Annotated in this window: 23 protein-coding genes; 10 read left to right on the top strand and 13 right to left on the bottom strand. The window is 71.2% G+C overall.

Annotation, left to right across the window (positions count from 1 at the left end; translation table 11 throughout):
* Positions 1 to 15: 15 nt before the first annotated feature.
* Positions 16 to 1491, bottom strand: coding sequence for a DUF4389 domain-containing protein (locus tag LL946_RS04965; protein WP_404385383.1), 1476 nt, complete (start codon positions 1489 to 1491; stop codon positions 16 to 18).
* 182 nt (positions 1492 to 1673) lie between these two features.
* The gene (locus LL946_RS04960) at positions 1674 to 3080 is read right to left on the bottom strand and encodes a wax ester/triacylglycerol synthase domain-containing protein (protein ID WP_404385381.1); all 1407 of its coding nucleotides are present in this window, start codon (positions 3078 to 3080) and stop codon (positions 1674 to 1676) included.
* Positions 3081 to 3274: 194 nt separating this feature from the next.
* Between LL946_RS04960 and LL946_RS04955 the strand changes: the two genes are divergently transcribed.
* A complete protein-coding gene (locus tag LL946_RS04955; RefSeq protein WP_404385379.1) occupies positions 3275 to 5425 on the top strand; it encodes an MMPL family transporter in 2151 nt (716 codons plus the stop codon).
* Between the two features lie 12 nt (positions 5426 to 5437).
* Positions 5438 to 6091: a hypothetical protein gene (locus tag LL946_RS04950; protein WP_404385377.1), complete on the top strand. Its 654-nt coding sequence runs from the start codon at positions 5438 to 5440 to the stop codon at positions 6089 to 6091.
* Positions 6092 to 6500: 409 nt separating this feature from the next.
* Here LL946_RS04950 and LL946_RS04945 read toward each other — a convergent pair whose 3' ends face one another.
* The 11 genes from LL946_RS04945 to LL946_RS04895 are packed head-to-tail and all read right to left on the bottom strand — an operon-like array spanning position 6501 to position 16723.
* Positions 6501 to 7886: an MmgE/PrpD family protein gene (locus LL946_RS04945; protein WP_404385376.1), complete on the bottom strand. Its 1386-nt coding sequence runs from the start codon at positions 7884 to 7886 to the stop codon at positions 6501 to 6503.
* Positions 7883 to 8872 carry an LLM class flavin-dependent oxidoreductase gene (locus LL946_RS04940; RefSeq protein ID WP_404385374.1) on the bottom strand — a complete coding sequence of 330 codons (990 nt, stop codon included), beginning with the start codon at positions 8870 to 8872 and terminating at the stop codon, positions 7883 to 7885. The genes LL946_RS04945 and LL946_RS04940 overlap by 4 nt, the downstream gene beginning before the upstream one ends.
* A complete protein-coding gene (locus tag LL946_RS04935) occupies positions 8869 to 9510 on the bottom strand; it encodes a hypothetical protein (protein WP_404385372.1) in 642 nt (213 codons plus the stop codon). The genes LL946_RS04940 and LL946_RS04935 overlap by 4 nt, the downstream gene beginning before the upstream one ends.
* A 3-nt stretch (positions 9511 to 9513) precedes the next feature.
* Positions 9514 to 9885 (bottom strand): hypothetical protein, encoded by a 372-nt coding sequence (locus LL946_RS04930; protein ID WP_404385370.1) that lies wholly within the window; start codon positions 9883 to 9885, stop codon positions 9514 to 9516.
* Complete coding sequence (locus LL946_RS04925) at positions 9885 to 10442, bottom strand: hypothetical protein (RefSeq protein ID WP_404385368.1); 558 nt, start codon at positions 10440 to 10442, stop codon at positions 9885 to 9887. The genes LL946_RS04930 and LL946_RS04925 overlap by 1 nt, the downstream gene beginning before the upstream one ends.
* Positions 10435 to 11370 (bottom strand): DUF3891 family protein, encoded by a 936-nt coding sequence (locus LL946_RS04920; protein ID WP_404385366.1) that lies wholly within the window; start codon positions 11368 to 11370, stop codon positions 10435 to 10437. The genes LL946_RS04925 and LL946_RS04920 overlap by 8 nt, the downstream gene beginning before the upstream one ends.
* Positions 11367 to 12812, bottom strand: a complete 1446-nt coding sequence (locus tag LL946_RS04915) for an MmgE/PrpD family protein (RefSeq protein ID WP_404385364.1) — start codon at positions 12810 to 12812, stop codon at positions 11367 to 11369. Before LL946_RS04915 ends, LL946_RS04920 begins: the two co-directional genes overlap by 4 nt.
* Complete coding sequence (locus LL946_RS04910) at positions 12812 to 14215, bottom strand: MmgE/PrpD family protein (RefSeq protein ID WP_404385362.1); 1404 nt, start codon at positions 14213 to 14215, stop codon at positions 12812 to 12814. Before LL946_RS04910 ends, LL946_RS04915 begins: the two co-directional genes overlap by 1 nt.
* Positions 14212 to 15057 carry a cyclase family protein gene (locus LL946_RS04905; protein WP_404385360.1) on the bottom strand — a complete coding sequence of 282 codons (846 nt, stop codon included), beginning with the start codon at positions 15055 to 15057 and terminating at the stop codon, positions 14212 to 14214. Before LL946_RS04905 ends, LL946_RS04910 begins: the two co-directional genes overlap by 4 nt.
* Positions 15054 to 15923: an HpcH/HpaI aldolase/citrate lyase family protein gene (locus LL946_RS04900; RefSeq protein WP_404385358.1), complete on the bottom strand. Its 870-nt coding sequence runs from the start codon at positions 15921 to 15923 to the stop codon at positions 15054 to 15056. The genes LL946_RS04905 and LL946_RS04900 overlap by 4 nt, the downstream gene beginning before the upstream one ends.
* Positions 15920 to 16723, bottom strand: coding sequence for an IclR family transcriptional regulator (locus tag LL946_RS04895; protein ID WP_404385356.1), 804 nt, complete (start codon positions 16721 to 16723; stop codon positions 15920 to 15922). Before LL946_RS04895 ends, LL946_RS04900 begins: the two co-directional genes overlap by 4 nt.
* 216 nt (positions 16724 to 16939) lie before the next feature.
* Here LL946_RS04895 and LL946_RS04890 point away from each other — a divergent pair, with 216 nt between their 5' ends.
* From LL946_RS04890 to LL946_RS04855, 8 genes are read left to right on the top strand one after another with little or no spacing between them, the layout of a single operon-like run.
* Positions 16940 to 18178 carry an ABC transporter substrate-binding protein gene (locus tag LL946_RS04890; RefSeq protein ID WP_404385354.1) on the top strand — a complete coding sequence of 413 codons (1239 nt, stop codon included), beginning with the start codon at positions 16940 to 16942 and terminating at the stop codon, positions 18176 to 18178.
* Between the two features lie 9 nt (positions 18179 to 18187).
* Complete coding sequence (locus LL946_RS04885) at positions 18188 to 19234, top strand: branched-chain amino acid ABC transporter permease (protein WP_404385352.1); 1047 nt, start codon at positions 18188 to 18190, stop codon at positions 19232 to 19234.
* Positions 19231 to 20271: a branched-chain amino acid ABC transporter permease gene (locus LL946_RS04880; RefSeq protein ID WP_404385350.1), complete on the top strand. Its 1041-nt coding sequence runs from the start codon at positions 19231 to 19233 to the stop codon at positions 20269 to 20271. The genes LL946_RS04885 and LL946_RS04880 overlap by 4 nt, the downstream gene beginning before the upstream one ends.
* Positions 20268 to 21002 carry an ABC transporter ATP-binding protein gene (locus LL946_RS04875; protein WP_404385348.1) on the top strand — a complete coding sequence of 245 codons (735 nt, stop codon included), beginning with the start codon at positions 20268 to 20270 and terminating at the stop codon, positions 21000 to 21002. Before LL946_RS04880 ends, LL946_RS04875 begins: the two co-directional genes overlap by 4 nt.
* On the top strand, positions 20989 to 21690 hold the full coding sequence (locus LL946_RS04870) for an ABC transporter ATP-binding protein (RefSeq protein WP_404385346.1): 702 nt from the start codon (positions 20989 to 20991) through the stop codon (positions 21688 to 21690). Before LL946_RS04875 ends, LL946_RS04870 begins: the two co-directional genes overlap by 14 nt.
* 2 nt (positions 21691 to 21692) lie before the next feature.
* Positions 21693 to 23078 (top strand): MmgE/PrpD family protein, encoded by a 1386-nt coding sequence (locus tag LL946_RS04865; RefSeq protein WP_404385344.1) that lies wholly within the window; start codon positions 21693 to 21695, stop codon positions 23076 to 23078.
* Positions 23079 to 23098: 20 nt separating this feature from the next.
* Positions 23099 to 23722: an aspartate/glutamate racemase family protein gene (locus LL946_RS04860; RefSeq protein WP_404385342.1), complete on the top strand. Its 624-nt coding sequence runs from the start codon at positions 23099 to 23101 to the stop codon at positions 23720 to 23722.
* Complete coding sequence (locus LL946_RS04855; RefSeq protein ID WP_404385340.1) at positions 23719 to 25104, top strand: FAD-binding protein; 1386 nt, start codon at positions 23719 to 23721, stop codon at positions 25102 to 25104. The genes LL946_RS04860 and LL946_RS04855 overlap by 4 nt, the downstream gene beginning before the upstream one ends.
* Positions 25105 to 25113: the final 9 nt, after the last annotated feature.

The following is a 25113-nucleotide window of genomic DNA, read 5'->3' as shown; positions in this document are numbered from 1 at the left end:
GTGGCGACGGTCATCTCAGGCCCTCGCTCCTGCCCCGACGTGGCGCAGCGCGAGGACGATGAGTGCCACGCTGCCCAGTGCGAGCACCAGGCCGGCGACGAGCAGGCCCACCCCGAGCTGCGTCAACCACGGCAGGGTGGCTCCGATGGCCACGTCTGCCGTCACGTTGGTGCTGCCGTCGGCGTTCATGAGCACCGCGGACCAGCTGCCGTCGCGGGGCGACCACGTGAGCTCCCGGGTGCCGGGGCCGCTCGCCGAGGCCTCCCAGAAGGACTCCGCCGTCGGGGCGCCGGGCTCGGTCGAACCCACGACTTCTCGGGGTGCGAGTCCGGGCCCCTGCTCGACGGTGTAGCCCGCGCCCTCCAGGTAGGCGTCGACGTCGATGGCGGGGGCAATGCCGAAGAAGGCTTCGTCGGCGCCGACGGTGGTGACGGTGACGCGCACGTCACCGATGAGCCGCTCGGGGACCCAGCTCGCTCCCGCGGTGTCGAGCTCGAGGTCGCTGAAAAGCACCGCGCTGCCCTCGCTCGTGAAGCTCTCGGCCTGCGACACGATGTAGCCGTCGTCGTCGCGAGCCACGCTGTCGGCCACGAGGGTGGCGACACCCCCGGTCACGAGGGCCAGCGACGTCAGGGCCGCGACGCAGCCGACGACGACGCTGAGGACGGAGCCGGCGCCCCACCCTCCTCGGGTCCGTGGTGGTGCGGCCGGTGCGAGAGGCCCCGCGACCGCAGGTCCGGTGACTCCACGGCCGGGTGCGGCCGACCCGGGTGCCGGGGGCGCGGGTGCGGGGAGGACCATCCGGCCGCCGGGCTCGTGGGGTCCTTGATCGAGCCGGAAGGGCGGGTACTCGTCCGTCATCAACGCGGCATACGCCGCGACTCTCAGGACCCAGCGGTTGAGGCCGAGGAGCAGGTCGTACAGCGGACGCGGGTAGGCGCCGGTCACGGCGACGACGACGGCCGCGACGATCGCGAGAAGTCCGACGAGGCCTCCGCCGAAGGCCCAACGGGTGTTGTCGTCGGCCTGCCAGGCGACGGCCGTCCCACCGCCGACGAGCACGGCGACGACGAGGTAGTGGGGGATGGCGAGCAGCCACCACTTGACCAGGGCCAGCCCTCGCGACAGGTGCTCGGGGTAGTCGACCTCGAGGTGCGCGGGGTAGCTCGGGTCGTCGGCGAGGGTGAACGGTGGGTAGCGGTCCGTGGCGAGGGCGCCGTACGAGTAGTACGTCACCCGCCACCACCAGCGCAGCACACCGACGTTGAAGTCGAAGATCGCGCGTGGGTAGCGCCCGGTGAACAGGATCGAGAAGAGCGCGACGACGCTGAGGACGACGAACGCCGCCCACAGGAACATCAGGACGACGTAGTGCGGGATGGCGAGGAGCCACTTGACGAGCCACAGCCATCTCGAGACTGCGGGTTGGTCGACGGCATCGACGTGCACGGGATAGGCGGTGGGGATGGGGGCGTGGGTGGTTGACGCCATCGTGGATCACGACCTTCGGTTGCGGGATGGCTCTCCCACCCCCCACCGTGCTCCCGGGATCAGCTTCTCGGTAGGGACCTTCGACCTCTACGCGAGACCACGGGGGAGTCCGGGGCCGCCATGACCCCGAAGCACGTGAGGGTGCTCATGACGCAAGGGTGGAGCCGCGGCGCGCCCCAGGCTCAGGGTCCTTGGTCCCCTCTCGACTCGCGATCTCGCTCAGCGTCGCCGGGGACGGCGACCTCCGCGACCAGGGCACGCAGCTCACGTCGCAGCGACGTCACGATCAACCCGAGCTCCGGGACCACGTCGGGGTCGGTCATCGCGACGACGGTGAGCGACCCGGCATACGACAGCGCAGCGAAGGACACCCCGACGTTGCCGGCCGTCGTCGTCACGGGGACGATCCCCCGGATCGGCGCTCCCGCGAGGGTGAGCTCGCGCCGCGGACCGGGCAGGTTGGTGAGGAACGAGTTGACGAGCCGCTGGCGGTTGATGAACCGGGTGAAGAGGCCGGTCGCGGCGACCAGCCGGAAGGCCGGCCCGATGAGCGCAGCGGAGGCCCCGCGGGTCCGCGTCTTCTGGACCCGGGTGAGCCGAGCGACTGCCTCGAGGCGCTCGGTGGCCGACCCCGAGAGCGGCACGCGGACGGGCATGACTCCCACCTGGTTCCCGAGCTCACCGACGGTGGTGCGCGCGCGGGCGGAGACGGGCACCGAGACGACGAGCTCCCGCACGTGCTCGCCCCGCATGCGGAGGACCTCCGCCATGGCGCCGGTCACGGCGACGAGGACGGCGTCGTTGACGGTGGCACCGTTCTTGCGAGCAGCGGCGTGCACGCTCTTCACGTCGACGGTGACGGCGGAGATGCGCCGCCGGTGGCCGGTCGGCCGGTTCAACGAGATGGTCGGGGCTCGCCGCCCTCGGCGCGGTCCCAGCTCCGCTCCTCCCTGACGCATGCTGGACAGGGTCGACCGCACCCCCCACACGCTGCGCGCGAGCTCGCGAAGGCGGTCGGACAGGAGATCGGGTATGCCGGGTCTCGCTCCGCGTGAGGCTCCCGGCGCGCGGGTCGCCGGTCCATCACCGTCGACGAGCTGGTCGAGCACCGTGAGACCTCCGATCCCGTCGGTCAGGACGTGGTGAAGGACCACGACGACGGCCACTGCCTGCCCGTCCTGCCGGCCCAGGACGACCGCACGCCACAGCGGGAGCGCCCGGGTCAGCGGGCGCGTCACGGCGTCGACGGCGATCGCCAGGAGCGCGTCCATGTCAACCTCCCCGGGCCCGAGGCCGTCCTGGGTCGTCACGTGAGACCGGGCGTCGAACGCCGCGGCATCGGTCCAGTAGGGACGGCCGAGCCCAGGTGGCGGCCTGACGAGGACCTGGCGCAGCCGGCGGATGGTGCCCGCGCGCCGCTGCAGGGTTCGCACGACGTCGGAGACGGTCGTCCCCGGACCGAGGGTCAGGACCGCGCCGATGTTCATGGGGACCGGGCCGACATCCGTGGCCAGCTGGAGCGCGTCACCGGCGCTGATGCGCTCCACGGAGCCTGCCCGTGGCGCGCCGCGTGTCCCTGTCGTGCTCATGCAGCCAGCCTGCGAAGGGTCTCGCGACGGGACAAGGCCCGAAGGTCCCCTCGGTCCGGGCCAGTCCGGAGGGGCCCCCGACGGCCCCCTCATCTTGCCGAAACGACCATTGTCGGGCCGAGGAGGCCGCCCTAACGTGGAACGAGTGTGCGCCGGGCAGGCAGGGGCGGCGCCGCGGCAGAAGGGCGATGGCGGTGGCGCAGACACGGATCGCGGACGTAGGTCGGTTGGCCTGGTTCCCGGCGTCCCGGAGGACCAAGTGGCTCGTCGTGGTGTTCTGGGTGCTCGTGCTGGCGGCCGCGTTCGGGCCGTCGAGCAGGCTGCCGGACGTCCTCAACAACGAGGCGGTCGCCTGGCTGCCCGAGGACGCGCAGTCCACGCAGGTCGTGAGGCAGATCGAGGCGTTCCGGAGCAAGAACGAGTTCCCGGCGGTCATCGTCTACGAGCGGCCCGGCGGCCTTACGCCGGCTGACATGGAGACGGTGGGAGCCCATGCCGCCGAGTTCGGCGCCATCGAGGAGGTCCGGACCGACGTCATCGGTCCCATCCCCTCGCAGGACGGCGAGGCCCTCCAGGTGATCGTCCCGGTCGACGCGGGCGAGGAGGGCTGGGACTCGCTCGGCGCGACGGTCGGGGACCTCAGGGCCGTCGCCCAGGACCGCCCGGTCGGGCTCTCGATGCACGTCACCGGCCCTGTTGGCCTCGCGGCGGACTCCTCGGAGGCGTTCGCCGGGATCGACGGCAAGCTGCTCTACTCCGCCATGGGTGTCGTCATCGTCATCCTGCTGCTGACCTACCGCAGCCCGGTGCTGTGGCTCGTCCCGGTGGTCTCGGCCGGCACCGCCCTCTTCGTCGCCCAGGGCGTCATCTACTTCCTCGCGAGGGACGACACCCTCACCGTCAACGCGCAGAGCTCGGGCATCCTCACCGTCATCGTGTTCGGTGCCGGGACCGACTACGCCCTGCTCCTGGTCGCCCGCTACCGGGAGGAGCTGAGGAGGCACGAGGACCGCCACGAGGCGATGGCGTTCGCCTTGCACCGTGCGGGGCCCGCGATCGTCGCCTCCGGCGCCACCGTCATCGCCGGCATGCTCTGCCTGCTCGTCGCGACGATGAACTCCACCAAGGGCCTGGGGCCAGTGGCGGCGATCGGTGTCGCGGTCGGGCTGCTCGTCATGCTCACTCTGCTGCCCGCGATCCTCGTCGTCTGCGGGCGCTGGATCTTCTGGCCGGTCCGTCCGTCGTACGGCTCGAACGACCACACGCGCGATGGGCTGTGGGCCCGGATCGGCGCTCGCATCGCTCGCGCACCGCGGCGCACCTGGGTCGTGACGTCGGTCCTGCTGGCGGTGGCGTCCCTCGGTGTCCTTCAGCTCAACGCGACCGGCCTGGAGAACAAGGACTCCTTCTACAACACGCCGGAGTCCGTGGTGGGGGAGGAGGTCCTGGCGAAGCACTTCCCCGCAGGTGCCGGCTCGCCGGTGCTCGTGCTGGCGAACGCCGGGGTGGCCGGCGAGGTCAGGACCACGCTCGAGGGGGTGGACGGCGTGGACTCGGTGGCCGAGCCGGTGACGCGGGGTGAGCGAGCGCTCCTGCAGGCGACCCTCGCCGATGCCCCCGACTCGGACGCGGCCACGGACAGCATCGACCGGATCCGGGACGCGATCGCGGATCTGCCCGGTGCGGATGCGATCGCAGGTGGGGACACCGCCACCCGTGCCGACACTCTCCGCGCCGCCGCCGACGACAACGTGCGGATCATCCCGCTCATCCTCGTGGTCGTGCTGCTGATCCTCGTCCTGCTGCTGCGCGCCATCACCGCCCCTCTCATCCTCATCGGCACGGTGGTGCTGTCCTTCGGGGCCGCGCTCGGCATCTCGTCGCTCCTCTTCCGGCACGTGTTCGGCTTCGCCGGCGCGGACTCGTCCCTGCCGCTGTTCGTCTTCGTGTTCCTCGTCGCCCTGGGGATCGACTACAACATCTTCCTCATGACCCGCGTCCACGAGGAGGCCAAGGAGATCGGCACCCGCCGTGGAGCCCTCGTCGGGCTCGCCGCGACCGGTGGGGTGATCACCTCGGCCGGTCTCGTGCTCGCCGGGACGTTCGCCGTGCTCGCGACCCTCCCGTTGGTCGCCTTCGCCGAGATCGGGATTGCGGTGGCCCTCGGGGTGCTGCTCGACACGCTGGTGGTGCGTTCGGTCCTCGTCACCGCTCTCAACCTCGACGTGCGGGGACGCATGTGGTGGCCGAGCGCGCTCGCGCGGCGGGATGCCGAGCTCGATGCGGCGACGCCGGCGACGCGGGAGGAGACCGAGCCCGCCGCGACCTTGGAGGCGGCTCACTGAACGCGGAGCCGGGTGTCACCAGGACCAGCAACCAGCAACCACACGGAGGTCGAGATGTTCGTGCAGATGTTCACCGGCAAGGTCACCGACGCGGACGCCGTCCGCGCCACGCTCGAGAGCTGGCCGACGGGAGCCGGGCGTGACGCGAAGGGGTGGCTGGGATCGACGGCCGGGATCACCGACGACGGCCAGCTCGTGGCCCTCGCCCGGTTCGAGTCCGCGGAGGCGGCGCGCGCCAACAGCGACCGACCCGAGCAGGGTCAGTGGTGGGACTCGCTCGCGGCGAACCTCGACGGCGAGGCCACCTTCTTCGACAGCACCGAGGTGGACGAGGACCTCGTCGGCGACCCGGACACCGCAGGGTTCGTCCAGGTCATGCGTGGACAGGTCAGCGACGCCGCCCGCGCGCGTGAGCTGGCAAGCGCGGACCCTGGAGCATGGGCGCGCTTCCGCCCCGACATCCTCGGCTCGCTGCTGCTGTCCCGCGACGACGGGGAGTACGTCATGGCGATCTCCTTCACGTCGGAGGCCGAGGCCAGGGTGGGGGAGCAGACCGAACCCCCCGCCGAGCTGGCGGCCACCATGCAGGAGATGAACGAGCTGGAGGTCGGCGAGGTCACCTACCACGACCTGCGTGACCCCTGGATGATGTCGCCCTCCACCTAGGCATCCGGTCCGAGGGTGGAGGTCGCCGCTGGGACGACGAAACCGCAGGCGCCGTGACGGCATACCTGCGGTTTCGTGGTGGTTGCCAGGGACGGGGTCGAACCGTCGACCTTCCGATTTTCAGTCGGACGCATCACCGCACGTCAGCAGGGGTGTAATGGTCTGCGTGCAACAGCGCGTGCATCTTCTCGACCGCTTCCGTGGGCAGAACCACTTCGGCAACTTGGCCCGTCTGTGAACACGTCGGGCAAGGGGCACGGTGCGTTCGCGAGGCATCAAAGGGGCTGACCGAAGGGGCAGTGGTTTGAGGGGCTCCGCGCTCGGGCCCGACGAAGTCGTTTCTACCGGTGGTGTTGAGCCTGGTGCCGGAGCCGTCGAAGGCGGCGCAAGTGCAGGACACTGCACCGAATCAGAACAGCACTCGCGCCACGGATGCCAGTGCGTTCGACTCTCCGGTCCCGACCAAGAGGCGTTCGCACTCCTCTACCAGGCTCGGTGCGAGAACGGTGTCGACGTTGGCACGGAACTTCGCGGTGACCTCCGCCGGGCTCAGCGGGTTCTCGGGGTTTCCTCTGGCCTCACGCACGTGCGCGGCGGTGACGTCCCCGTCCGTCCACGTCACGATCACGCTCGTCGGCCGTTCGCGGGGAAGAGCGGCGGTGAAGGTGCTGTCCTCACGCAGGTCGACTCGTCGAGCCAGCGCCCACACCTCGGGTCGCGCCAGCCTGTCGGGCAGGAAACCGGCGGCGTGGAGCTCGCCGTCGAGGGCGAGCGTCGCCAGGCACACCGGCACCGAGAACCGCGCCTGCAGGTCCGACTGGGGGGCGTCGCTCGCCGACAGGGAGGCAGCGTAGGCGAACGTGACCACCTCGACCCGTCGGATGTCGGCTCCCTCGACAGGACGACCGGCCCCTCGGCGCGCTTCCACGGACTCCTTCAGGGCGTCCAGGGCGGGGTGGACCCATCGGGCGCAGGCGTAGGGCTTGAGGTAGCTGTCGAGGAAGGCCCAGCGGGTGCCGAGCTCGCGGCCGAGGTCGGCGAAGTCCGCGTCGTCGGTCACGACGGCGAGCAGCGCCCGCATCGCGTCGTCCGCCCGCACGTCGCGGTGCGGTGCTTCCGCGGCGGCTCGGGCTCCGTAGTAGGAACCGAGTCCGGTCCAGGCGTTGCGCACGGTCCCGCCCACCATCGGCTGCCACAGGCGGGCAGCCATGGGCAGGCTGAGGGCCTGCGCCATGGCCGCGGCAGTCAGCGGAGCCGAGTACCCCCACAGGAGGCTCGCCGCCACGGCAGCGGCCACGGGGCCGTGCAGGCCGTGCGGGTGGAGGCCGGGTCGCAGGGAGGTCGCCGTTCCGAAGCGGAGACCGATCTCGGTGGCGATGGCGAAGACGCGCACCAGCTCGTCGTCCGCGACGCCGCCAGCGGCGCCCTGGAGCAGGGGAGGAAGGACGTGCGGGGCGGGATGGGCGGTCGGTACGGGCGGAAGCCGGTGGCCTTGAGGGTGGAAGGCCCCGCCGGAGTCCGCGTCGAGCCAGGTCGCGGCGGCTCCGAGTCGCATGAGCGCCGGGAACGAGGTCGCCGAACGACCGAGGTCGCCGGCGCCGAGGCCCTCTCGCAGGGCCTGCACCTGGGGGTACCTGGTGCCCCCGACCAGCGCCCCCAACGTGTCCAGGAGCAGGGTGCGCGCGAAGGCCTCGGCGGGTGGGGGGAGTGCCGAACCCATGGCGTCGACGGCGAACGTGGCAAGCGCGTCGAGCTCCGCGGCGAACGCCTCTGGGGAGTGAGGTGACGATGTCACGGGTGGGTCACCCCTGACGTGTCCCGGCTGCCGACGATGACGCGGGCCGCCCGGCCCAGCTCCGGCAGCCGGGTGACCACGCCCGGAAGGGCGCCGGCGAGCACGAGCCCGGCGACGCCGGTGGCGGCCAGGGCGCGGAATCGCTCCTCGAGCACCGCCTCGGAGCCGGCGAGGACGAACCGCTCACGAACGAGCTGGGCTGCGGGGCCCAGTCCTGCACTCCCGCTCAGCTCGGCCGGGTCGAGGGCACGGGCTGTGCCGTGGCGGCGGTAGTCGTGGAGCTTCGCCAGTGCGGCGAGCGACTCGGCCGTGTCGGCGTCGACACCGAACCAGTCGGGGGCGGCTGCCATGCGAGCGGCGCACGATCCGAGCAGCGGCGCCGCGGCTGCATCTGCCTCCGCGGCGTCGTCAGCGATGGCCATACGGACAAAGGCCCACACCACCACTCGTGGGTTCGCCGAGCGCGCTCGGGCGATCGCTTCGGCGATGCCGGCACCATCGACGCCCACGTCGAGGAGCACTCCGCCGAGCTCGCGCGCAGTGACCTCGGTCGTCCTCGGACCGGAGGCAGCGCCGAGCAGGGTCATCGAGGGCGAACGCGCCGACACGTGCTGGCGCAGCGCGCCGAGCATCCCGGCATACGCATCCAGCCCGGGCGGCCTGATCCCTTCGTTGGCCAGCGAGCTCTCACCGCGCCCGACGACCGCGGTCAACCGTCCGGGGAACGAGTCAGCCAGCGTGCCCAAGGTGCTGGCGGCGCGGATGGGGCCGATGAGAGGCAGGGAGAGGACACAGGGACCGGCGAGGACGTCGGGGTCGGCGGCGAGGACCCGGGTCGTCTCGATGAGGGGGTCGGCGTACAGGCGGGGGGAGTCGGCGAGCCCCACGCCGCTGAGTGACGCGCGCCGTACGGCCCGGGCCACCTCGACCGCGTCGACCTCACCCCGTGGTCGGGCGAGGTTGACCAGAACCGGTATGCCGGTCATGGCGCTCCACGGGTGAGGAGCACCTCGTCGCTGGTGCCCGGTGCCGCCGTCACGAGCGAATGGTGGAGCCGGACCGCGAGCCAGCCGGCAGCCAGGGCATGGCCGGCCAGGAGGCCGGCGAGCTCGGTGCTCTGCTGGACAGGTGCGACGACCATGAGGGAGGCGGCCAGCTCGGCAACGCGTTCCCGCGCGTCGACGTCGAGCCCCTCGGCGGTCGCGGCGCAGACGCTCGCGGCCACCGCACCGACGGTGAGGTCGGCCACGAGAGACGTCGTGCCCGGGGGAGGCCACGCCGTACGCATCGCCTCACCTGCCACGGCCCCCGCCGCGGCACGCCGGGCATCCCCACCCACGACGCGTCCGAGGAAGAGGAACCGCGCGAGCCACGGAACCCGGTGACGCTCGAACCGCTCGCCGTTCCAGAGGAGGGCGGCGTAGGTCTCCGCGGTGAAAGGGGTCCCCAGCAGGGGGATGTCTCCCGGGTCACGTCGAGCCGCCACGGCGGCGAGGTCGTCCTCGGGTGTGATCGCGCGCAGTGCGGACAGGGCGGACTCGGCCTCGACGAGGCGGGCGTCCGTGCTCGTGCCGCCCTCGCCGGTGGCAGCCAGGGCCAGTGCGGCGGCCAGGGCTGCGGTCATCCGTCAGTCCCCTGCCGCGAGGGAGGCCCGGGTGACCTCGGTGGGGGTTGCCGTCACGTAGAACCTGAACCGAGTGCGTCCGGCCGGTCCACGGTCCAGCGGGATGGGGTTCTCGGTGAACCACTCACGGTAGGCCCGGTAGGCCGCGACGTCGGCGAAGTGCATCTCGGCGATGCGGTAGAACGTCTCGCCCCCGTCGATCTGCGCGGTACCCCCAGAGGTCGACGTCACCTGCTCCTCCACCTTGTTGAAGATGATCCGGTCGAGGTGCGGGTTGGCCAGCAGGTCGGGTGCGTGGACCTCGAAGAGCCACCTCTCGTAGTCCGCCTCCTCGACGCCGTCCTCGATGACGTAACCGAGAATCGTCTTGTACATCAGGCTTCTCCTTGCATGTCGGGGTCGAAGGTGAAGGACTGCGCACCCTGGCCGAAGCCCTCCAGGCGCACACGAACCGGGCGGATCAGGACCCCCACCAGCTCAGCGGCCACCTCGTCGGGGGTGCGCAGGGGGGCGCGGTCGTTCCCCGCAGCGCGCTGGGTCGTCACCGCGCGTCGGTAGACCGCCTCGGTCCAGGCCGAGTCCATGAGCTCGGCGTCGCCACGGACGGCGACCACTCGTGGTGGGAGCTCGCCGATGTCGAACACGTGGGGGCGGTCGTTGGTCACGCCCGGACGTGGCGACCCGATCCACACAACCTCGGTCTGGGGACGCCGTCGCCATTGCGTCAACCGGCGGTGTCCACGACGCTGCACCGTCGCGACGGACCAGTCCTCGAGCAGGAAGCCGGTCATGGTCCGGGTCACCGGGTAGCCCCGGACGTCGACGGTCGTCAGCTGCGCGAAACCCGCCTCGTCGACGACGAAACGGTGGGCGCGTGCTGCCGCGTCCCGCAGGTCGGTCTCGAGTCGATCCGTGCTGTCCGGTTCACGCATGGTCGTGGCCACCTCGCAGATCTGCGGCACCCCGGGGGCCGTCCGCGGCCGCGTCGTCCCGCAGAGTCCACCGCAGCGCGGTGGTGCGCCCGCGGGCTCGCTCGGACGCGACTCGCGCTGCTTCACCGTAGTGGCGGTCGGGCACCATCGCCTGCTCGATCTCGATCGAGAAGACGGGTTCGGTGAACGGCCAGGGACGGACCGATACCGTTCCGGGCCCGGACACCGAGACTTCGAGGGCGACCTCGGAGCCGTAGGTGCCGTTGCGCACGTGCGGCAGCGTGACCGTGGCGGGGGAGTGCTCGATCGAGGCGAGCTGGGGCCCCCAGGGGGTGGTGGGCATGCCGTGGGTGGGCGCGGGCTCCTCGGGCATGACACAGAGGTAGAGGGACAGCAGGTCCCACAGCTGCAACAGCTGGTAGTTGTGCCAGAGCGTGGCCTCGAAGTGCGCGCGCGGCTGCTCCGCGGTCCAGGCGGCACGCTTGCCCGTCACCCATCGGTGCTCCTCCTCGCTGACCACCTCGTCCAGCAGGGCGGAGTCACGCGTGGTGCGCGCGAGCCTGCCTCGCGCCGTCGGGCTGCTCCATCGTCCGCGGTAGAGGCCGGTCCAGTGCATGCCCACGAGCACCCCGGCGTAGGCGTCGCGCATCCGGATGCGCTCCACTCCCTGCCGGTACAGGCGCACGTGCTCGTCGGGGTCGATCTCGAGGAAGTGCAGGGGACGTCGCTCGACCTCGTTGAGGAGGTCGAGCGCGTCCCAGGCGCGCCAGCCCTCGTCGTGGTGGCTCGTCGCGAAGAGGACGGGTTGCCGAGGGGTGGGATGTTCGAACGCGGCGTTGCCCCAGTGGGACGCGAGCTCGCCCGCGACCCGACCGTGCTCCGTCTGGTCGATGAGCGCGAGGCCGTCGGGACGACGTGTGACGATCACGTGCGTGCCTCCCCGGCCAACGTGGCAGCGAGGCGGAACGCCGCGCCCAGCTCCCGCGGAGTGTGTCGTGAGGGCCACCCTGCGATGACGTCGGCCAGGTCGTCCGACCGCTGCCCGAATGATGCGGCGAGCAGGCGGGAGGCCTTGTCCTGAATGGCGACTCGGCTCGCGTCTGCGTCCGCGTCGCCGCGCGGGCGCAGAGATGTCGAGGTGACACGCGACCCGTCGTCGAGGAGGAGGGTGACCGTTGAGGGACGACCGTGCGGGTACCCGCTGTCGAGCTCGGCATCGACGACGACGTCGACCCGCGAGGCCAGGTCTCGGGTCGCGGGGGAGCGCGCGGCGTGATCCGTGAGCGCCGAGTCGGTGAGCCCCCCGTGGATCAGCGCGAGAGCCACGGCGGTGGGGATGCTGAATCGCGCCTGCAGCTCGTTGTGCGCCGGCGCGAGGAAGGTGGCCGCCACGGCATACGTCCGGACCTCCACCCGCTGCACTCGATGAGCCTCCGGCTCCGGTGCGCCCTGCTCCTCGAGCAGGGTCACGGCATCGTCGAGCGCGTCGAGGATGCCGTGAAGGTGGGCGCACGTCGGGTGCAGCTTGATGTACCCCTGCAGGACCTCGTACGACGGCCAGCGGCCCGGGTCGCTGTCGGCGACGTCCGGCAGGCCACGCCACTCGTGAGCTGCGTGGGCTGCGAAGAACCGCTCCAGGGAGCCGGGAGCCGCCTCGAGACCCGCGACCGCAGCCTGCCCCAACCAGAGACCGTGCGCGACCGACGCACCCAGGTAGGCGTGGCCACCGGTGTGGCCCGTGAAGATCGTCGTGGAGTCGGTGAGGAGCACCGCGGAGGCGGCGAGCTCGACGGCACGGCGCATCGCGTCGGGATCATGGGGTGCCAGCAGGCGCGCGGTCCCCGCGGCAACAGCGATCGACCCCCACGTCCCGATGTCGTGGACGCCGGGTGGGGTGCCGTGCATGGCCAGGCCGATCCTGGCTCCGAGCTCGTAGCCGCCGAGGACGGCGGACAGGAACTCCTCGGTCGTGGCGTCCATCTCCTCGGCGAGCGCGAGGACGGCGAGGACGACGTGAGTGGCCGGATGGCCGCGAGCCATCCGGTGTCCGTCCTGCAGCTGGTCAGCGGCCGCGGCAGAGCCGTTGAGGGTGCAGGCCACCGAGGCTGGACGCGGGAGCACGTCACCGAGGACCGTCGCCCCGCCGGGCGCGCCGTCCCGGGTGACCACGTCGCGCAGGGCGACCAGCTCCGGTCGCCTGCTGCCCCACGACGTGACCGCCAGTGTGTCGACGACGAGCTCCACGAGGCGTTCGGCCACCTCGGGCGGGGCGGCGTGGAACGAGGTGTGCGCCGCCTGCGACGCGAGCCCCGCAAGCCGGTCCGTCCAGTCCTCGGCCGGTGCCGCGAGCCGGCCACCCGCGAGGGACATCAGCCGACCAGGCTCATGAGGTCGCCGACCGATCCGCCGTCGGGGAGCGCGTATGCCGCAGCCGCCACCCGCCCAGCGGCGTCGTCGTCGAGGGATCGTTCGGCATTGGTCCGGAACTTCGCCGCCAGCTCGTCCGCCGAGAGAGGGTTGCCCGGCCCGCCACGGTTGACGTCTACGCGCACCTCGCGACGCGTGCCGTCGCGCAGCGCGACCCGCAGGACGGCCGGGAACTGGTTGGGGAAGATCTCGTCACAGCGGGCGTCGGGGACGCAGCGCACCTTCGACGCCAGGGCAAGACGCTCTTCGTCCCGGGCCGCTTCGTCGGTGAAGTCCTCATGTCCGACGCCGAGGCCACCACCGCCGACGAGGGCCGCAGCGACGGTGAACGGGCCGCTGAAGGCCGCGTGGTAGCCGGACTCCGGTCGAGCCTTCGCCTCTGGGGGCTCAGCGATGGTGCGCAGCACCGGCGAGGGTGCGCCGAGCTCGATCTCGACGATCTCCTCGGGCCGCACACCGGCGGCGCGCAGCTGGAGGGCGGCGTCGATGCCGGCGTGGGTGAAGTGGTTGCAGGGGTAGGGCTTGAAGAAGATGTTCGGCAGCTCCCACCGCTCGCCCAGGCCCTCGGTCACCGCGTCGACGTCGGCTCGTTCGCCGCAGTACGCCTGGAGGAAGCCGAAGCGCCCCTCGATGACCGTCGGCGGTCCGGTGAGGCCGGCTCGGGCGAGCTCGGCCGCCACGACTCCCGAGTGGGCTGCCCACCCGCAGTGCATCCTCTTCACGGTCCCGCCGGTGCGGTTGGCCTCGAGGAGACCTGCCCCCATGCTGGCGGCGATGCCGATGGCGTCGGTGATGCCCTTGGCATCCAGGCCCATGAGCATGGCGGCGGACACGGCTGACCCGATGGCCCCGCAGATCGACGTCGCGTGCAGCCCACGCTCGAAGAAGACCGAGTTCCCCAGGTCGCGGTCGTAGCCGCCCATGCCCAGCCGCACCGTGACCTCGATCCCCATGCCGGCCGCGTCCAGCAGGGCAAGGCCGCTCGCCCCGTGCGCCTCCGCCACCGCGAGCGAGGCCGGCACCACGGAGGAGGAGGGATGGAGGACGGACGGGAGGTGGGTGTCGTCGAAGTCCAACGAGTGGGCAAGCGTCCCGTTGACCAGCGCGGCGGCCGGGGCGGGTAGGCGGATGCCGGCAGCGATCGCCGTGGCGTGGCCGGACCCACCCCACGCCGACGCGACCGCGGTCACCGCGCGCGCGGCCGGCTGGTCCGCAGCGGCGAGGGAGTTCCCGAGCACGTCGAGCACCCGGCGGGCGACGTCCTCACGCAGCCCCCGGTCCAGGCCGGTGTCGGCCACCTGCGACGCGACCTCTGCGAGCAGCTGGGCGACGGTCTGTTCGCTCATGCGCCCACCACCGCGACCGGGCGGATGGGGGAGCCCGTGCCGCCGACGATCCGCAGCGGGGCCATGACGAACAGGAACTCGGTGAGACGGAGGGCAGAGGCCTCCTCGAGGTTGAGGTGCTCGATGATGTGGATGCCGGACTCGACGAGGAGGACGCGGTGCACCGGCAGCACCGCATGTCCGGCGCCCGGTTGGATCTGCTCGTAGGCCGTGGTGTCGGCCCCGGTCGTGACGACACCCGCCTCCGCCAGCCATTGCGCGGCATCGACGGTGGGTCCGGGAACGCCGGCGCTCTGGCCGAGGTACGTGGGCGGGTCCGCGAAGTGGCTGGCCCAGCCGGTGCGGATCAGCGCGACGTCACCCCGTGCGAGCTCGACCCCGATGCGCGCCGCGCTCTGTCGCAGGTCGTCGGCCGTGACGCCGTAACCCGCGGGAAGCACCTCGACCCCCTTGGTGGCGGCGACGTCGAGCAGGACTCCGCGGGTGAGGAGGAACGGCGTGTGCTCCGCCCCGAGCGCCGAGAAGCTGCCCCCCGTCTGCGCCTCGGCGGCGTCGATCCCACCGTGCATGAGGCCGTCGTGACTGACGTGGGACAGGGCGTCGACGTGGGTCCCGACGTGGCCACCGGTGACGATGATCTCGTTGGAGGCCGACCCCCCGTCTGGTCGCACCATGTCCCCGTGGCGCCGGATGAGGGTCATCCGGAAACCCGGGTGGTTGGGCGAGCACGGCATACCGGTGAAGTGCGGGTGACCCAGCTCGATGGTTCGGGCGTCACGGGCCGCCTGAATGAGCTCTCGCGTCGTGGAGGTGGCCTCGTGGCCGGCGTCCGCGGTGGTCATCTGTGCTCCTCGTTGAGGGTGTCTGCTGTGGATGGTGCGGTGCTGGCGCGGGCGGCGAGCTCGAGGACGAGTTGCGCCTGCGAGACGACGGCAGGGTCGACGAACCGACCGTCGGCGGTGAGTGCCGCGGCCTCGCCGCGTGACTGCGCGTCCCCCCAGGCCTCGAACACCTCCCGTGCGCGCTCCGTCTCCTGCGCGGTGGGGCGGTAGACGTCGTGGATGGGCGCTATCTGTCGGGGGTGGACCAGCGAGCGTCCGAAGAACCCGTGGGCGCGGGCCGTGGCGGTGGTCGCACGAAGTCCCTCGAGGTCGGCGACGTCGGTGTACACGCTCTGCACGGGGGAGGGCAGGCCGGCCTCTCGAGAGACGGCCACGACCCATCCTCGTGCCCATGTGAGCCCCTCACTGGTGACCCGGAGGTCCGCGGCGAGGTCTGCCTCACCCAACCCGATGCCGCACACGGCAGGGTCGGCCCGGGCGAGCTCACGCGCCGTCATGAGTCCCCGCGCCGTCTCGAGCAACAGCTGGAGGGGGCATCCCACCGCCGCCGCCACCTTCCTGACGTCCAACGGGTCCTCGCACCTCGGTACCCGGACGCCGTCGAGCGGGACGCCGGCGAGCGCGACGAGGTCACGTTCACCCCACGGCGTCGACGGTGGGTTGACCCGGACCCACACCTCGGGGTGGTCGGCGTCGAGGTCACGCACGATGTCGGCCGCCACGGCCCGGGCCTCGTCCTTGCGCCCTGCCGGTACCGAGTCCTCCAGGTCGATGACGACAGCGTCGGCCCCCGCCGCAAGCGCCTTCAGCACCCGTCCGGGGTGATGCCCGGGTGCGTAGAGCCACGAGCGGACCGGGGCACTCACGAGGCGTCCTGGCGGAGGCCGCCCGGCAGTCCGCCGCGCCATCCGAGGGCGCGTGAGACGTCGTCCGACGCCTGGCGCAGCAGCGGAATGATGGCCGTCCGCACCTCCGCGTGCATCCGGTCAGCGGGCCCGCAGATGGAGAGGGAACCCACCACCTCACCGTCGAGAGCGAAGATGGGTGCCGCAATCGAGCCCGCGCCCGACTGGCGCTCGCCGTCGGACTGGGCGACGCCGGTGGCGCGGACGCTCGCGATCCGCTCGCGCAGGGCCTCGGCATCGGTGATCGTCCTGGACGTGAGGGCCTCGAGAGGGTGCTCCCGCAGATACGCGTCGCGCTCGGCATCAGGCAGGAAGGCCAGGATGCAGGTGCTCGACGAACCTGCGTGCAGCGGGAAGCGGCGCCCCAGCTCGACCGTCATCTTGATCTCGCGGGTGCTCTCCACCTGGTCGAGGTAGACCCGGCCCCCGGGCACCCTGGCCGAGACGGTGACCGTCTCCCCGGTCACGGAGTGGAGACGCCGCATCGCGGGCAGCGCGGCGCTGCGAAGGCCCGACTCCCGCAGTGCGCGGGCTCCCAGCGACGCCAGCGACGGGCCGAGGACGTACTCGCGGGTGCGGGGGTCGCTGACGAGGAATCCTCGCCCGACCAGGCTCGACAGGGTGCGGTGCACCACCGTCTTCGACAGCCCGAGCGAGCGGGCGATGGCGGACACCCCGAGGGAGTCTGGACCGTCGGTGAACAGCAGCAAGACGTCGGCGACTCGGGTCGCGGTCTCTGTTCCCTTGCTCTCAGCGGCCAACGCCACGACTCCTCGAGGTGTGTGTTCCGGTCAGTGAAACGGAGTATGGCAGGTCGTGCCCCACCGAAACAAGGGGATCGGACCGGGGTTTCTCGCCGTGCGAGAGGGAGACAAACAAATCGGGCGCACCCCTTGACCCGCGCGCACCGCTGCTGCCACTCTTGCCGCAACACAGTCGTTCCGATCGGCGGAACAGCCCTGGACTCTGGAGTGGACATGAGAAAAGCCTGGTTCGTTGGCGTCGCGCTCGCGGCCCCCCTGGCTCTCGCCGCATGTGGTGGCTCGAGCCCGAGCGGGGGGTCCGATGCCGATGGCGGGTCGGGCGAGACGATCAAGATCGCCTCGCTGCACCCCTTGAGTGGAGCGGCGGCAGCCGACGGGCAGCAGATGGACAACGGAGCCAAGCTGGCCGTCGAGGCGATCAACGCGGCCGGCGGGATCAAGTCGCTCGATGGCGCGAAGCTCCAGCTCGTCTCCGCGGACTCGCAGGGCAAGCCCGAGGTCGGCCAGAGCGAGGCCCAGCGGCTGATCCAGGAGGGCGTCGTCGGCATCGTCGGGACGTACCAGAGCGCCGTGAGTGCCAACGTCGCCACTGTGGCCGAGCGCAACAAGGTGCCCTTCGTCATCGACGTCTCCTCGGCCGACTCCATCCTCAGCCAGGGATACAAGTACACGTTCCGGGTGCAGCCGAGTGCGGGTGTGATCGGGCAGCAGGGCGCGCAGTACCTGTTCGACGTGTCCACCGCAGCCGGCAAGCCGGTCAAGAAGGTGGCCTTCCTCCACGAGCAGGGCCCGTTCGGCACGGGCGTGCGCGACGCGTTCACGAAGAAGGCGACGGAGCTCGGCTTCCAGGTCGGCCCGGCGATCAGCTACGACGCGGCAAGCGTGTCCGACCTCACGACGCAGATCACCCAGGTGAAGGCCTCCGGGGCCGACGTCCTGGCGGTGGCCGGCTACTACCGGGACGGCGTCCTCGTCGCCAAGGCCGTCAGCAGCGTCAAACCACCGGTGAACGCCGTCTACGGCGTCGCGAACGGTGCGTTCGACCTCCCGCAGTTCACCAAGGAGGCCGGGGCAGCGGGAGAGGGCTACTTCGACGCCAACTACCACCCGGACTACACCAAGGCCCCGATGAAGGACCTCGCCGCCCTCTACAAGAAGCAGCACAACGACGACATCCGCACCGGAGCCGTGCTCGCGTACGACTCCGTGCGCGTCATCGCCGATGCCCTGGAGCGGGCCAAGAGCTCCGAGCCGGCGAAGGTGCGCGAGGCCCTGACCCAGACGAACTTCGAGTCCCTGATGGCTCAGAGCGGGCCCATCGCCTTCGACGAGAAGGGCGAGAACAAGGGAGCCATCCCGATCCTCATGCAGGTGCAGGAGGGCGTGGTCAACCAGACGTGGCCGAAGGACCTGGCTCAGGCCGAGCCCCTCTACCCCGCCTTCGGCAACTGACCCGCCACCATGGCGAACAACCAGAAGAGCGTCTCCTCCTCGGGCGGTTCCCCGCCTGAGGAGGAGGGTTCGGGGTCCCCCCAGGGGGGTGTCGTCGACCGACGTGCCCGCGGGGGCGGTGTCGCCCGCAGCCAGCTGGTCGTGGCGGCCGTGCTCGCGGCGGCGGTCCTCCTCGCGTACGTGCGTGCCGACAGCCCCGTCATCGCCACCCAGGCGATCGTGACCGGACTCCTGATCGGCGGGGTCTACGGACTGGTCGCCATGGGCCTCACCCTCATCTTCGGCGTCCTGGACATCGTCAACTTCGCTCACGGCGCCTTCCTCGCCGTGGCCCTGTTCCTCACCTGGTGGCTGGCGAGCTCGGTGGGGTTCAACCCCTACCTCACGATGGTCGTCACGGTTCCGGCCATGTTCGCGCTCGGCTATGCCGTGCAGCGGGGCATCCTGTCCGGCGCCATGGGCAAGCCACTCGAGAACCAGCTGCTCATCACCCTCGGCATCTCGCTCGTCATCGAGAACGCGCTGCTCCTGTTCTTCGGTGCCGACCCCCGATCGGTACCCCTGCCCTCCAACCCGGCCATCGGCATCTTCGGTGCCGTCGCGGACCTCTCGCGCATCCTCGCCTTCGTCGGCGCACTGGTGCTGGCCGGGCTGCTCTTCGTGATCCTGCGGCGCACCCGCCTGGGCACTGCCATCCGCGCCGTGGCGTCCAACGACGCCGGAGCCCAGCTGGTCGGCATCGACACGCGACGGATCTACGCCCTCACCTTCGCCATCGGCACCGCGTGTGCCGGGGCTGCCGGCACGCTCGTCGCGCCGCTGGTCACCGTCGAGCCGAGCACCGGGGCCCTCTTCAACATCGTGGCGTTCGTCGTGGTCGTCATCGGCGGCATGGGCAACGTCGTGGGCGCCCTCATCGGAGGTCTGGTCATCGGGCTGGCCGAGCAGCTGGGCTCGATCTTCCTGCCGGGCCAGAGCCCGCTCCTGTCCGTCTTCATCGTCTTCGTCCTCGTCCTGTTCCTCAAGCCGCAGGGGCTCTTCGGGAGGACGTCGTGACCCAGACCGTGACCGCGGAGCGCACCTCGCCCACACCACTGCCCCGCAAGCCGTGGAACCGACACCTCGTCGCGATCGCCGTGCTGACGGTGCTCATGATCCCGGTGCCGCTCCTGCTTCCCGCTCCGCAGCAGGCCGTGGCCGTCCGCGTGCTGATCTTCGCCCTCATGTCCATCGGCTGGAACGTCATGAGCGGGTTCGGGGGGCTGTTCTCCTTCGGCCACGCCGCCTACTTCGGCCTGGGGGCCTACACCAGCGCGTGGTTGCTCGTGGAGCGGCAGGTGTCGCCCTGGATCGGCATGGTCAGCGGCATGCTGGTCGCGGCCGGTTTCGCCGTGGTGTCCGGCTTCCTCGCCCTGCGGTACCGGCTCAAGGGTGCCTACTTCGCACTGGCCACCTTCGCGTTCGCGGAGATGTTCCGACTCCTGGCCACCAACAGCGACGTCGTCAACCGGGCCGAGGGGTACCACGTTCCCCTGCGGGTGGAGGAGTCCTGGTGGTGGATGCAGTTCGCTCCCTCCTCGCCGAACTACTTCTGGCTGGCGCTCGGCCTGACCGTGGTCTCCCTCGTGGCCAGCGTGTTCTTCCTCCGATCCCGTGTCGGTCAGTTCGCCCTGGCCGTTCGTGATGACGAGGACGCCGCCGCCGGCCTGGGCATACCCGTCACGCGGTACAAGCTCATCACCATGGCCCTCTCGGCTGCGATCACGTCGATGGCCGGTGCCTTCTACGTCCAGTACTACCTGTTCATCGACCCCGACCTCGCCTTCGGTGCCGGGGTGTCGATCCAGGCGATCCTGCCGGCCGTCATCGGTGGCGTCGGCACCATCTGGGGCCCGGTCGTGGGAGCCCTCATCCTCGGACCACTGTCGGACGTGACCGCGACCATCCTGCGCAACCCGCCGGAGTTCTTGTCCTTCCTTGCCGGACGCGGCGGGCTCGACGTCATGATCTACGGCGTCCTCCTGATCGTCATCATCCTGGTGCTCCCGCAAGGCATCTACAGCGCCATCAGGCAGAGGTGGTTCCGCTCATGAGCATCCTGCGAGCCGAGGGCCTGACGAAGCACTTCCGCGGTCTCAAGGCCGTCGACGACGTGAGCTTCGAGGTCGAGGAGGGCAGCATCCTCGGGATCATCGGTCCCAACGGTGCCGGCAAGACGACCCTCTTCAACCTCATCGCGGGAGCCATCACGCCGGACAGCGGGCGGACCTTCCTCGAGGGTGTGGACGTCTCGGGTCGACCGCCGCACGCCATCGCCCAGGCCGGGATGGCTCGGACCTTCCAGCTCATGCGGCCGTTCTACTCGATGAGCGTCCTCGACAACGTCACCATCGGCGTCCTGGCCAGCCGGGACGGCCACCGCACCCCGCGCGACCACGCTGCGGAGATCATCGAGACCGTCGGCCTCGGTCCCTGGCGGGACTCGGCGACGGAGGGGCTGCCGACAGCGGCCCTCAAGCGGCTCGAGCTGGCCCGCGCCATGGCGGTCAAGCCCAAGGTCCTGCTCCTCGACGAGGTCCTGGCGGGCCTCGTGCCGGCGGAACGGACACCGGTGATGGAGCTCCTGGAACGGCTGCGGACGGACGAGGGCATCACCTTGGTCTTCGTCGAGCACATCATGGCGGCCGTCATGCGGCTGTCGGACTCGGTGCTCGTGCTGAACCTGGGCCGTGTCCTCACGGCGGGTGCCCCCGACGTGGTCACCAAGGACCCCCGTGTCATCGAGGCGTACCTCGGAGAGGAGCCCACGCGTGCTGACTCTTGAGAAGGTCGTCGCCGGGTACCACGGCCTGCAGATCCTCCACGAGGTCTCGCTCCACGTCGACGAGGGCGAGATCGTGTCCATCGTGGGCGCCAACGGTGCCGGCAAGACCACGACCCTCAACACGATTGCCGGACTCGTCAGGCCCACGGCCGGCACCATCTCGTTCGCGGACCGCGACGCGCACGGCCGTCGACCGAGCGACCTCGTGCGTCAGGGCTTGGTCCTCGTCCCCGAGGGCCGGGCGCTGTTCGGGACGCTGACGGTCGAGGAGAACCTCCAGATGGGCGGGTGGACCCAGGACACGTCGGAGCTGAAGGGCTCCCTCGAGGAGGTGTTCGAGCTCTTCCCGGTGCTCCGCGATCGGCGAGCGCAGATCGCGGAGACCTTCAGCGGCGGGCAGCAGCAGATGCTGGCCATCGGCCGAGCCCTCATGGCCAAGCCCAAGCTGCTGATGCTCGACGAGCCGTCGACCGGCCTGTCGCCGAAGCTCACGTGGGCCGTGCTCGACGCCGTGAAGCGGATCCGTGACACCGGGGTGGCCGTCCTGCTCGTCGAACAGAACGCGGCCCACGCCCTCGCCATGGCCGACCGTGCCTACGTGCTCGAAAGTGGCAGCGTCGTGCTCGAAGGGCCGGGCCCCGAGCTGGCGAAGGACGACCGCGTGCGCGCTGCCTACCTCGGGATGTGACCGTGGACACCGCAGCCGCCGGACACACGGACGTCCTCGGCCACTGGGCTGCAGGGCTGGAGTGGCGGCAGGTGCCGATCCGCGTCCAGGACCGACTGCGGCTCGTCCTGCTGGACGTCCTCGGTGTGACCCTCGTGGGGTCCCACGATCCTGAGCAGCAACGCCTCGTCGACGTCTGGGAACTCCCCCCCGGACTGGCCCCACTGGTGGGGTGCGCAGAGCTGACCAGCATCGAGGCCGCCTGCTGGCTCAACGCAACCGCCCTGGTGCGACTGGAGCTCGACGAGGGCAACAAGTTCGCCAAGGGCCACCCCGCGGCTCACGGCTTCCCGGCAGTGCTCGCCCTGGCAGCAGCTCGCAACGCTCCACCCGGCGACCTCCTGGCAGCGCTGGTCGTGGCGTACGAGGTCGCCTCCCGCTTCGGCCGAGCGACCTCGCTGCGCGACAGCGCGCACCCGCACGGGTCCTGGGGCGTCGCCGGCGCCGCCGCAGGCTGCGCGCGGCTGCTCGGCCTCGACGGCGAGTCCACCGCTGCGGCGGTGGACGCGGCGGCCGGCATGCCGATCGCCGGTCACTTCGCCACTGCCCTGGACGGCAACAGGGTCCGCGATGCCTGGGTCGCAGCGGCGAATGTCTCCGGGTTGAACTCCGCCCGCCTTGCGGCAGCTGGTTCCGCCTCGAACACGGGGACGGCGGCATACTCGCTCGGAACGATGCTGGGGACCTTCGACCCCGGCGAGCTCACCGCGGAGCTGGGGGTGCGGTGGGACATCGAGCTGGGCTACTTCAAGCAGCACGCAGCGTGCTCGTTCACCCACGCGGCTGCGGACGCCGTCCTCGACCTGGCCGTCACGGACGATCTGCCCGATGTCGCCGCGATCGAGTCGATCACGGTGGAGACGCACTCCCTCGCGACGGGCCTGAGACGTCGGTCGTGGGACAACCAGCTGTCAGCCATGTTCTCCATCCCGTTCGTCGTGGCGGCCGCGTTGGTCCACGGCGAGGTCGGTCCTGCCGTCACGCGCCGCGAGGCCCTGGCCGATCCGGCGGTTCGGCTCCTTGCCCAGCGGGTCGATGTCGTCGGGGCGGCCGACCTCGACGCGAGGCTGCCGGCCGAGAGGCCGGTCCGGGTCACCGTCGAGGCGGACGGACGTCAGTGGGTGGTGGAGCGACCGAACCCGGTCGGGGACAGCGCGTTCCAGCCGTTCGACGAGTCGGCCCTGGGGGCCCTGCTGCGTCGGCTGCTGGGCCCGGACCACGAGCAGGAGCTCACGACCGTGATGAGCGTCGTGGACGACCTGTTCTGCCACACCTCCGGGGGTGCGGCGCTTCGCGACCTCGCGAGTCCCGCCCACCCCATCCGTCGATCTGCTCCCGCACACCCCTGAGAAACGTCGAGGACCCTGTCATGCGCATCTTCTCCGTCACTCCCATCCATGTCGGCCCGGAGGAGCTTCGGCGTCGGCAGGCCCGGTACGACGCCCTGCTGCCCACGGGTGTCACCCTCGATCTCGCCGACATCGGACCCGCTGCTCCCCGCGCGCTCGACACCGCGGACGAGATCGGGGCGAGCACGGATGCCGTGGTTGCCGCGCTGAGGACCGCTCCCGCGGGTTACGACGTGCTGCTCCCCGACTGTGTGCTCGACCCCGGCGTCGCGGAGCTCAGGGGCGAGCTCCCCGTGGTCGGCATCCTCCAGCTGAGCCTGGGGTGGCAGGTGATCCGAGGTCGGCGCAGCGGCATGGTGGCGCGCAACGAGGCCATCGCCGCCGAGCTGTCGGACCGGGCGAGCGCCTACGGCTGGGGGCAGCACGTGGCCGGGGTGGAGGTCCTCGGCCTCGAGGTGGACGCCATCGCCGACCACGCCCGATGGGACGCGGCCCTCGACTCGGCGCTCGGCCGCTTCGACTCCTCGGTCGACGTCGTCATCAACGGCTGCTCGGCCGTGCCGGTGACGTCGCACCATCCGCTGGCCGTGGTCGACCCGACCTCGCTGGCGTTGCGTCTCGTCGCCGCGGGGGACGCGCGATGAGCGACGAGCGCCCGGACCTCGTCATCGCCGGCGCGGGCGGGGGCCTGGTCGGTGCCCTGCGAGCGGCTCAGCTGGGCCTTGACGTCCTCGTCGTCGAGGCGAGCCAGCACTACCGCAAGGGCAACAACACGTCGATGTCCACGGCCATGATCCCGGGAGCCGGCTCCCGCTGGCAGAAGGAGGCGGGCATCGAGGACTCCCCGGAGCAGTTCGTCGCCGACGTCCGGGCGAAGACCAAGGGAGAGGCGGATGAGCGCCTCGCACTCGCCCTCGGGCAGGTGTCAGGAAGGCTGGTCGAGTGGCTCGCCGACGACGTCGGCCTTCCCCTGGAGCTCGTGACCGACTTCCACTACCCGGGCCACAGCGTGGACCGGTGCCACACGGTCGAGGGCCGGCACGGGTCCGTGCTCCTTGAGCACCTCGTCGCGAAGGTACGCGGGTCCGACCGGATCGAGATGCTCGTTCCGGCTCGGCTCGTCGACGTGGAGCCGGCCGCGGAGGGGTGCACGGCGGTCGTGGAACAACCGGACGGCACCGTCCTGCGCATCGAGTGCGGAGCCGTCCTCCTGGCAACGAACGGCTACGGCGGTGACCGCGGACTGGTGGAACGCCACCTTCCGGAGATTGCCGGCGCGGTCTACCACGGCAGCGAGGCCTCCCGCGGCGACGCCCTGCGCATGGGCGAGCGGCTCGGCGCGGACACGGCCTTTCTCGACGCCTACCAGGGCCACGCGGCGCTGGCGAAACGGGGAGCCACGCTGGTCGGGTGGTCCACCATCATGCGAGGCGGCTTCATGGTCAACCTCTCGGGCCACCGGTTCGGCGACGAGACCACCGGCTACTCCGAGTACGCCGCCCAGCTGGCCGCCCAGGACGAGGCAGAGGGCTGGCTGGTCTTCGACCAGCGCATCCACGACGACAGCCTGGTCTTCACCGACTTCCGACAGACCGTGGAGGGGGGGGCCCTCGTGTGGGCCGACACCCTCGAAGGCCTCGCCGAGAGGATCGCCGTCGACGCCGAGACCCTGGTCCAGGAAGCCGAAGGACTCGCGCAGGTCGCTGCCGGGGCCGCCGAGGATCGCTTCGGTCGGACCCGCGTCGAGGGACCCCTTCGCGGGCCGTACGCCGCGGTCCGCGTTGTCCCGGCCCTCTTCCACACCCAGGGAGGGCTCGTCGTCGACGAGCACGCCCGAGTGCTGCGCCCCGACGGCAGCCCCATCGAGGGTGTCTACGCCTCGGGGGGCGCAGCCGAGGGGATCTCCGGTCACGGCGCCGCCGGCTACCTCGCCGGAAACGGACTGCTCCCTGCCCTGGGGCTGGCCCTGCTCGCCGCCGAGCACGTCGGATCCACCGTGCACGCCACCACGCCCACCGCGTCCTGAGGAGGACAC

This window comes from Knoellia locipacati (assembly GCF_044791685.1).
GTDB classification, from domain to species: Bacteria; Actinomycetota; Actinomycetes; order Actinomycetales; family Dermatophilaceae; genus Knoellia; species Knoellia locipacati_A.
Note: the sequence above shows the minus strand (reverse complement) of the source record. Positions and strands in the feature narration are given on the sequence as shown.

Coding starts and splice junctions, on each gene's coding strand:
- LL946_RS04965 (WP_404385383.1), bottom strand. CDS start 1,491: ATGGCGTCAACCACCCACGCCCCCATCCCCACCGCCTATCCCGTGCAC.
- LL946_RS04960 (WP_404385381.1), bottom strand. CDS start 3,080: ATGAGCACGACAGGGACACGCGGCGCGCCACGGGCAGGCTCCGTGGAG.
- LL946_RS04940 (WP_404385374.1), bottom strand. CDS start 8,872: ATGACCGGCATACCGGTTCTGGTCAACCTCGCCCGACCACGGGGTGAG.
- LL946_RS04935 (WP_404385372.1), bottom strand. CDS start 9,510: ATGACCGCAGCCCTGGCCGCCGCACTGGCCCTGGCTGCCACCGGCGAG.
- LL946_RS04930 (WP_404385370.1), bottom strand. CDS start 9,885: ATGTACAAGACGATTCTCGGTTACGTCATCGAGGACGGCGTCGAGGAG.
- LL946_RS04925 (WP_404385368.1), bottom strand. CDS start 10,442: ATGCGTGAACCGGACAGCACGGATCGACTCGAGACCGACCTGCGGGAC.
- LL946_RS04915 (WP_404385364.1), bottom strand. CDS start 12,812: ATGTCCCTCGCGGGTGGCCGGCTCGCGGCACCGGCCGAGGACTGGACG.
- LL946_RS04910 (WP_404385362.1), bottom strand. CDS start 14,215: ATGAGCGAACAGACCGTCGCCCAGCTGCTCGCAGAGGTCGCGTCGCAG.
- LL946_RS04905 (WP_404385360.1), bottom strand. CDS start 15,057: ATGACCACCGCGGACGCCGGCCACGAGGCCACCTCCACGACGCGAGAG.
- LL946_RS04890 (WP_404385354.1), top strand. CDS start 16,940: ATGAGAAAAGCCTGGTTCGTTGGCGTCGCGCTCGCGGCCCCCCTGGCT.
- LL946_RS04885 (WP_404385352.1), top strand. CDS start 18,188: ATGGCGAACAACCAGAAGAGCGTCTCCTCCTCGGGCGGTTCCCCGCCT.
- LL946_RS04875 (WP_404385348.1), top strand. CDS start 20,268: ATGAGCATCCTGCGAGCCGAGGGCCTGACGAAGCACTTCCGCGGTCTC.
- LL946_RS04860 (WP_404385342.1), top strand. CDS start 23,099: ATGCGCATCTTCTCCGTCACTCCCATCCATGTCGGCCCGGAGGAGCTT.
- LL946_RS04855 (WP_404385340.1), top strand. CDS start 23,719: ATGAGCGACGAGCGCCCGGACCTCGTCATCGCCGGCGCGGGCGGGGGC.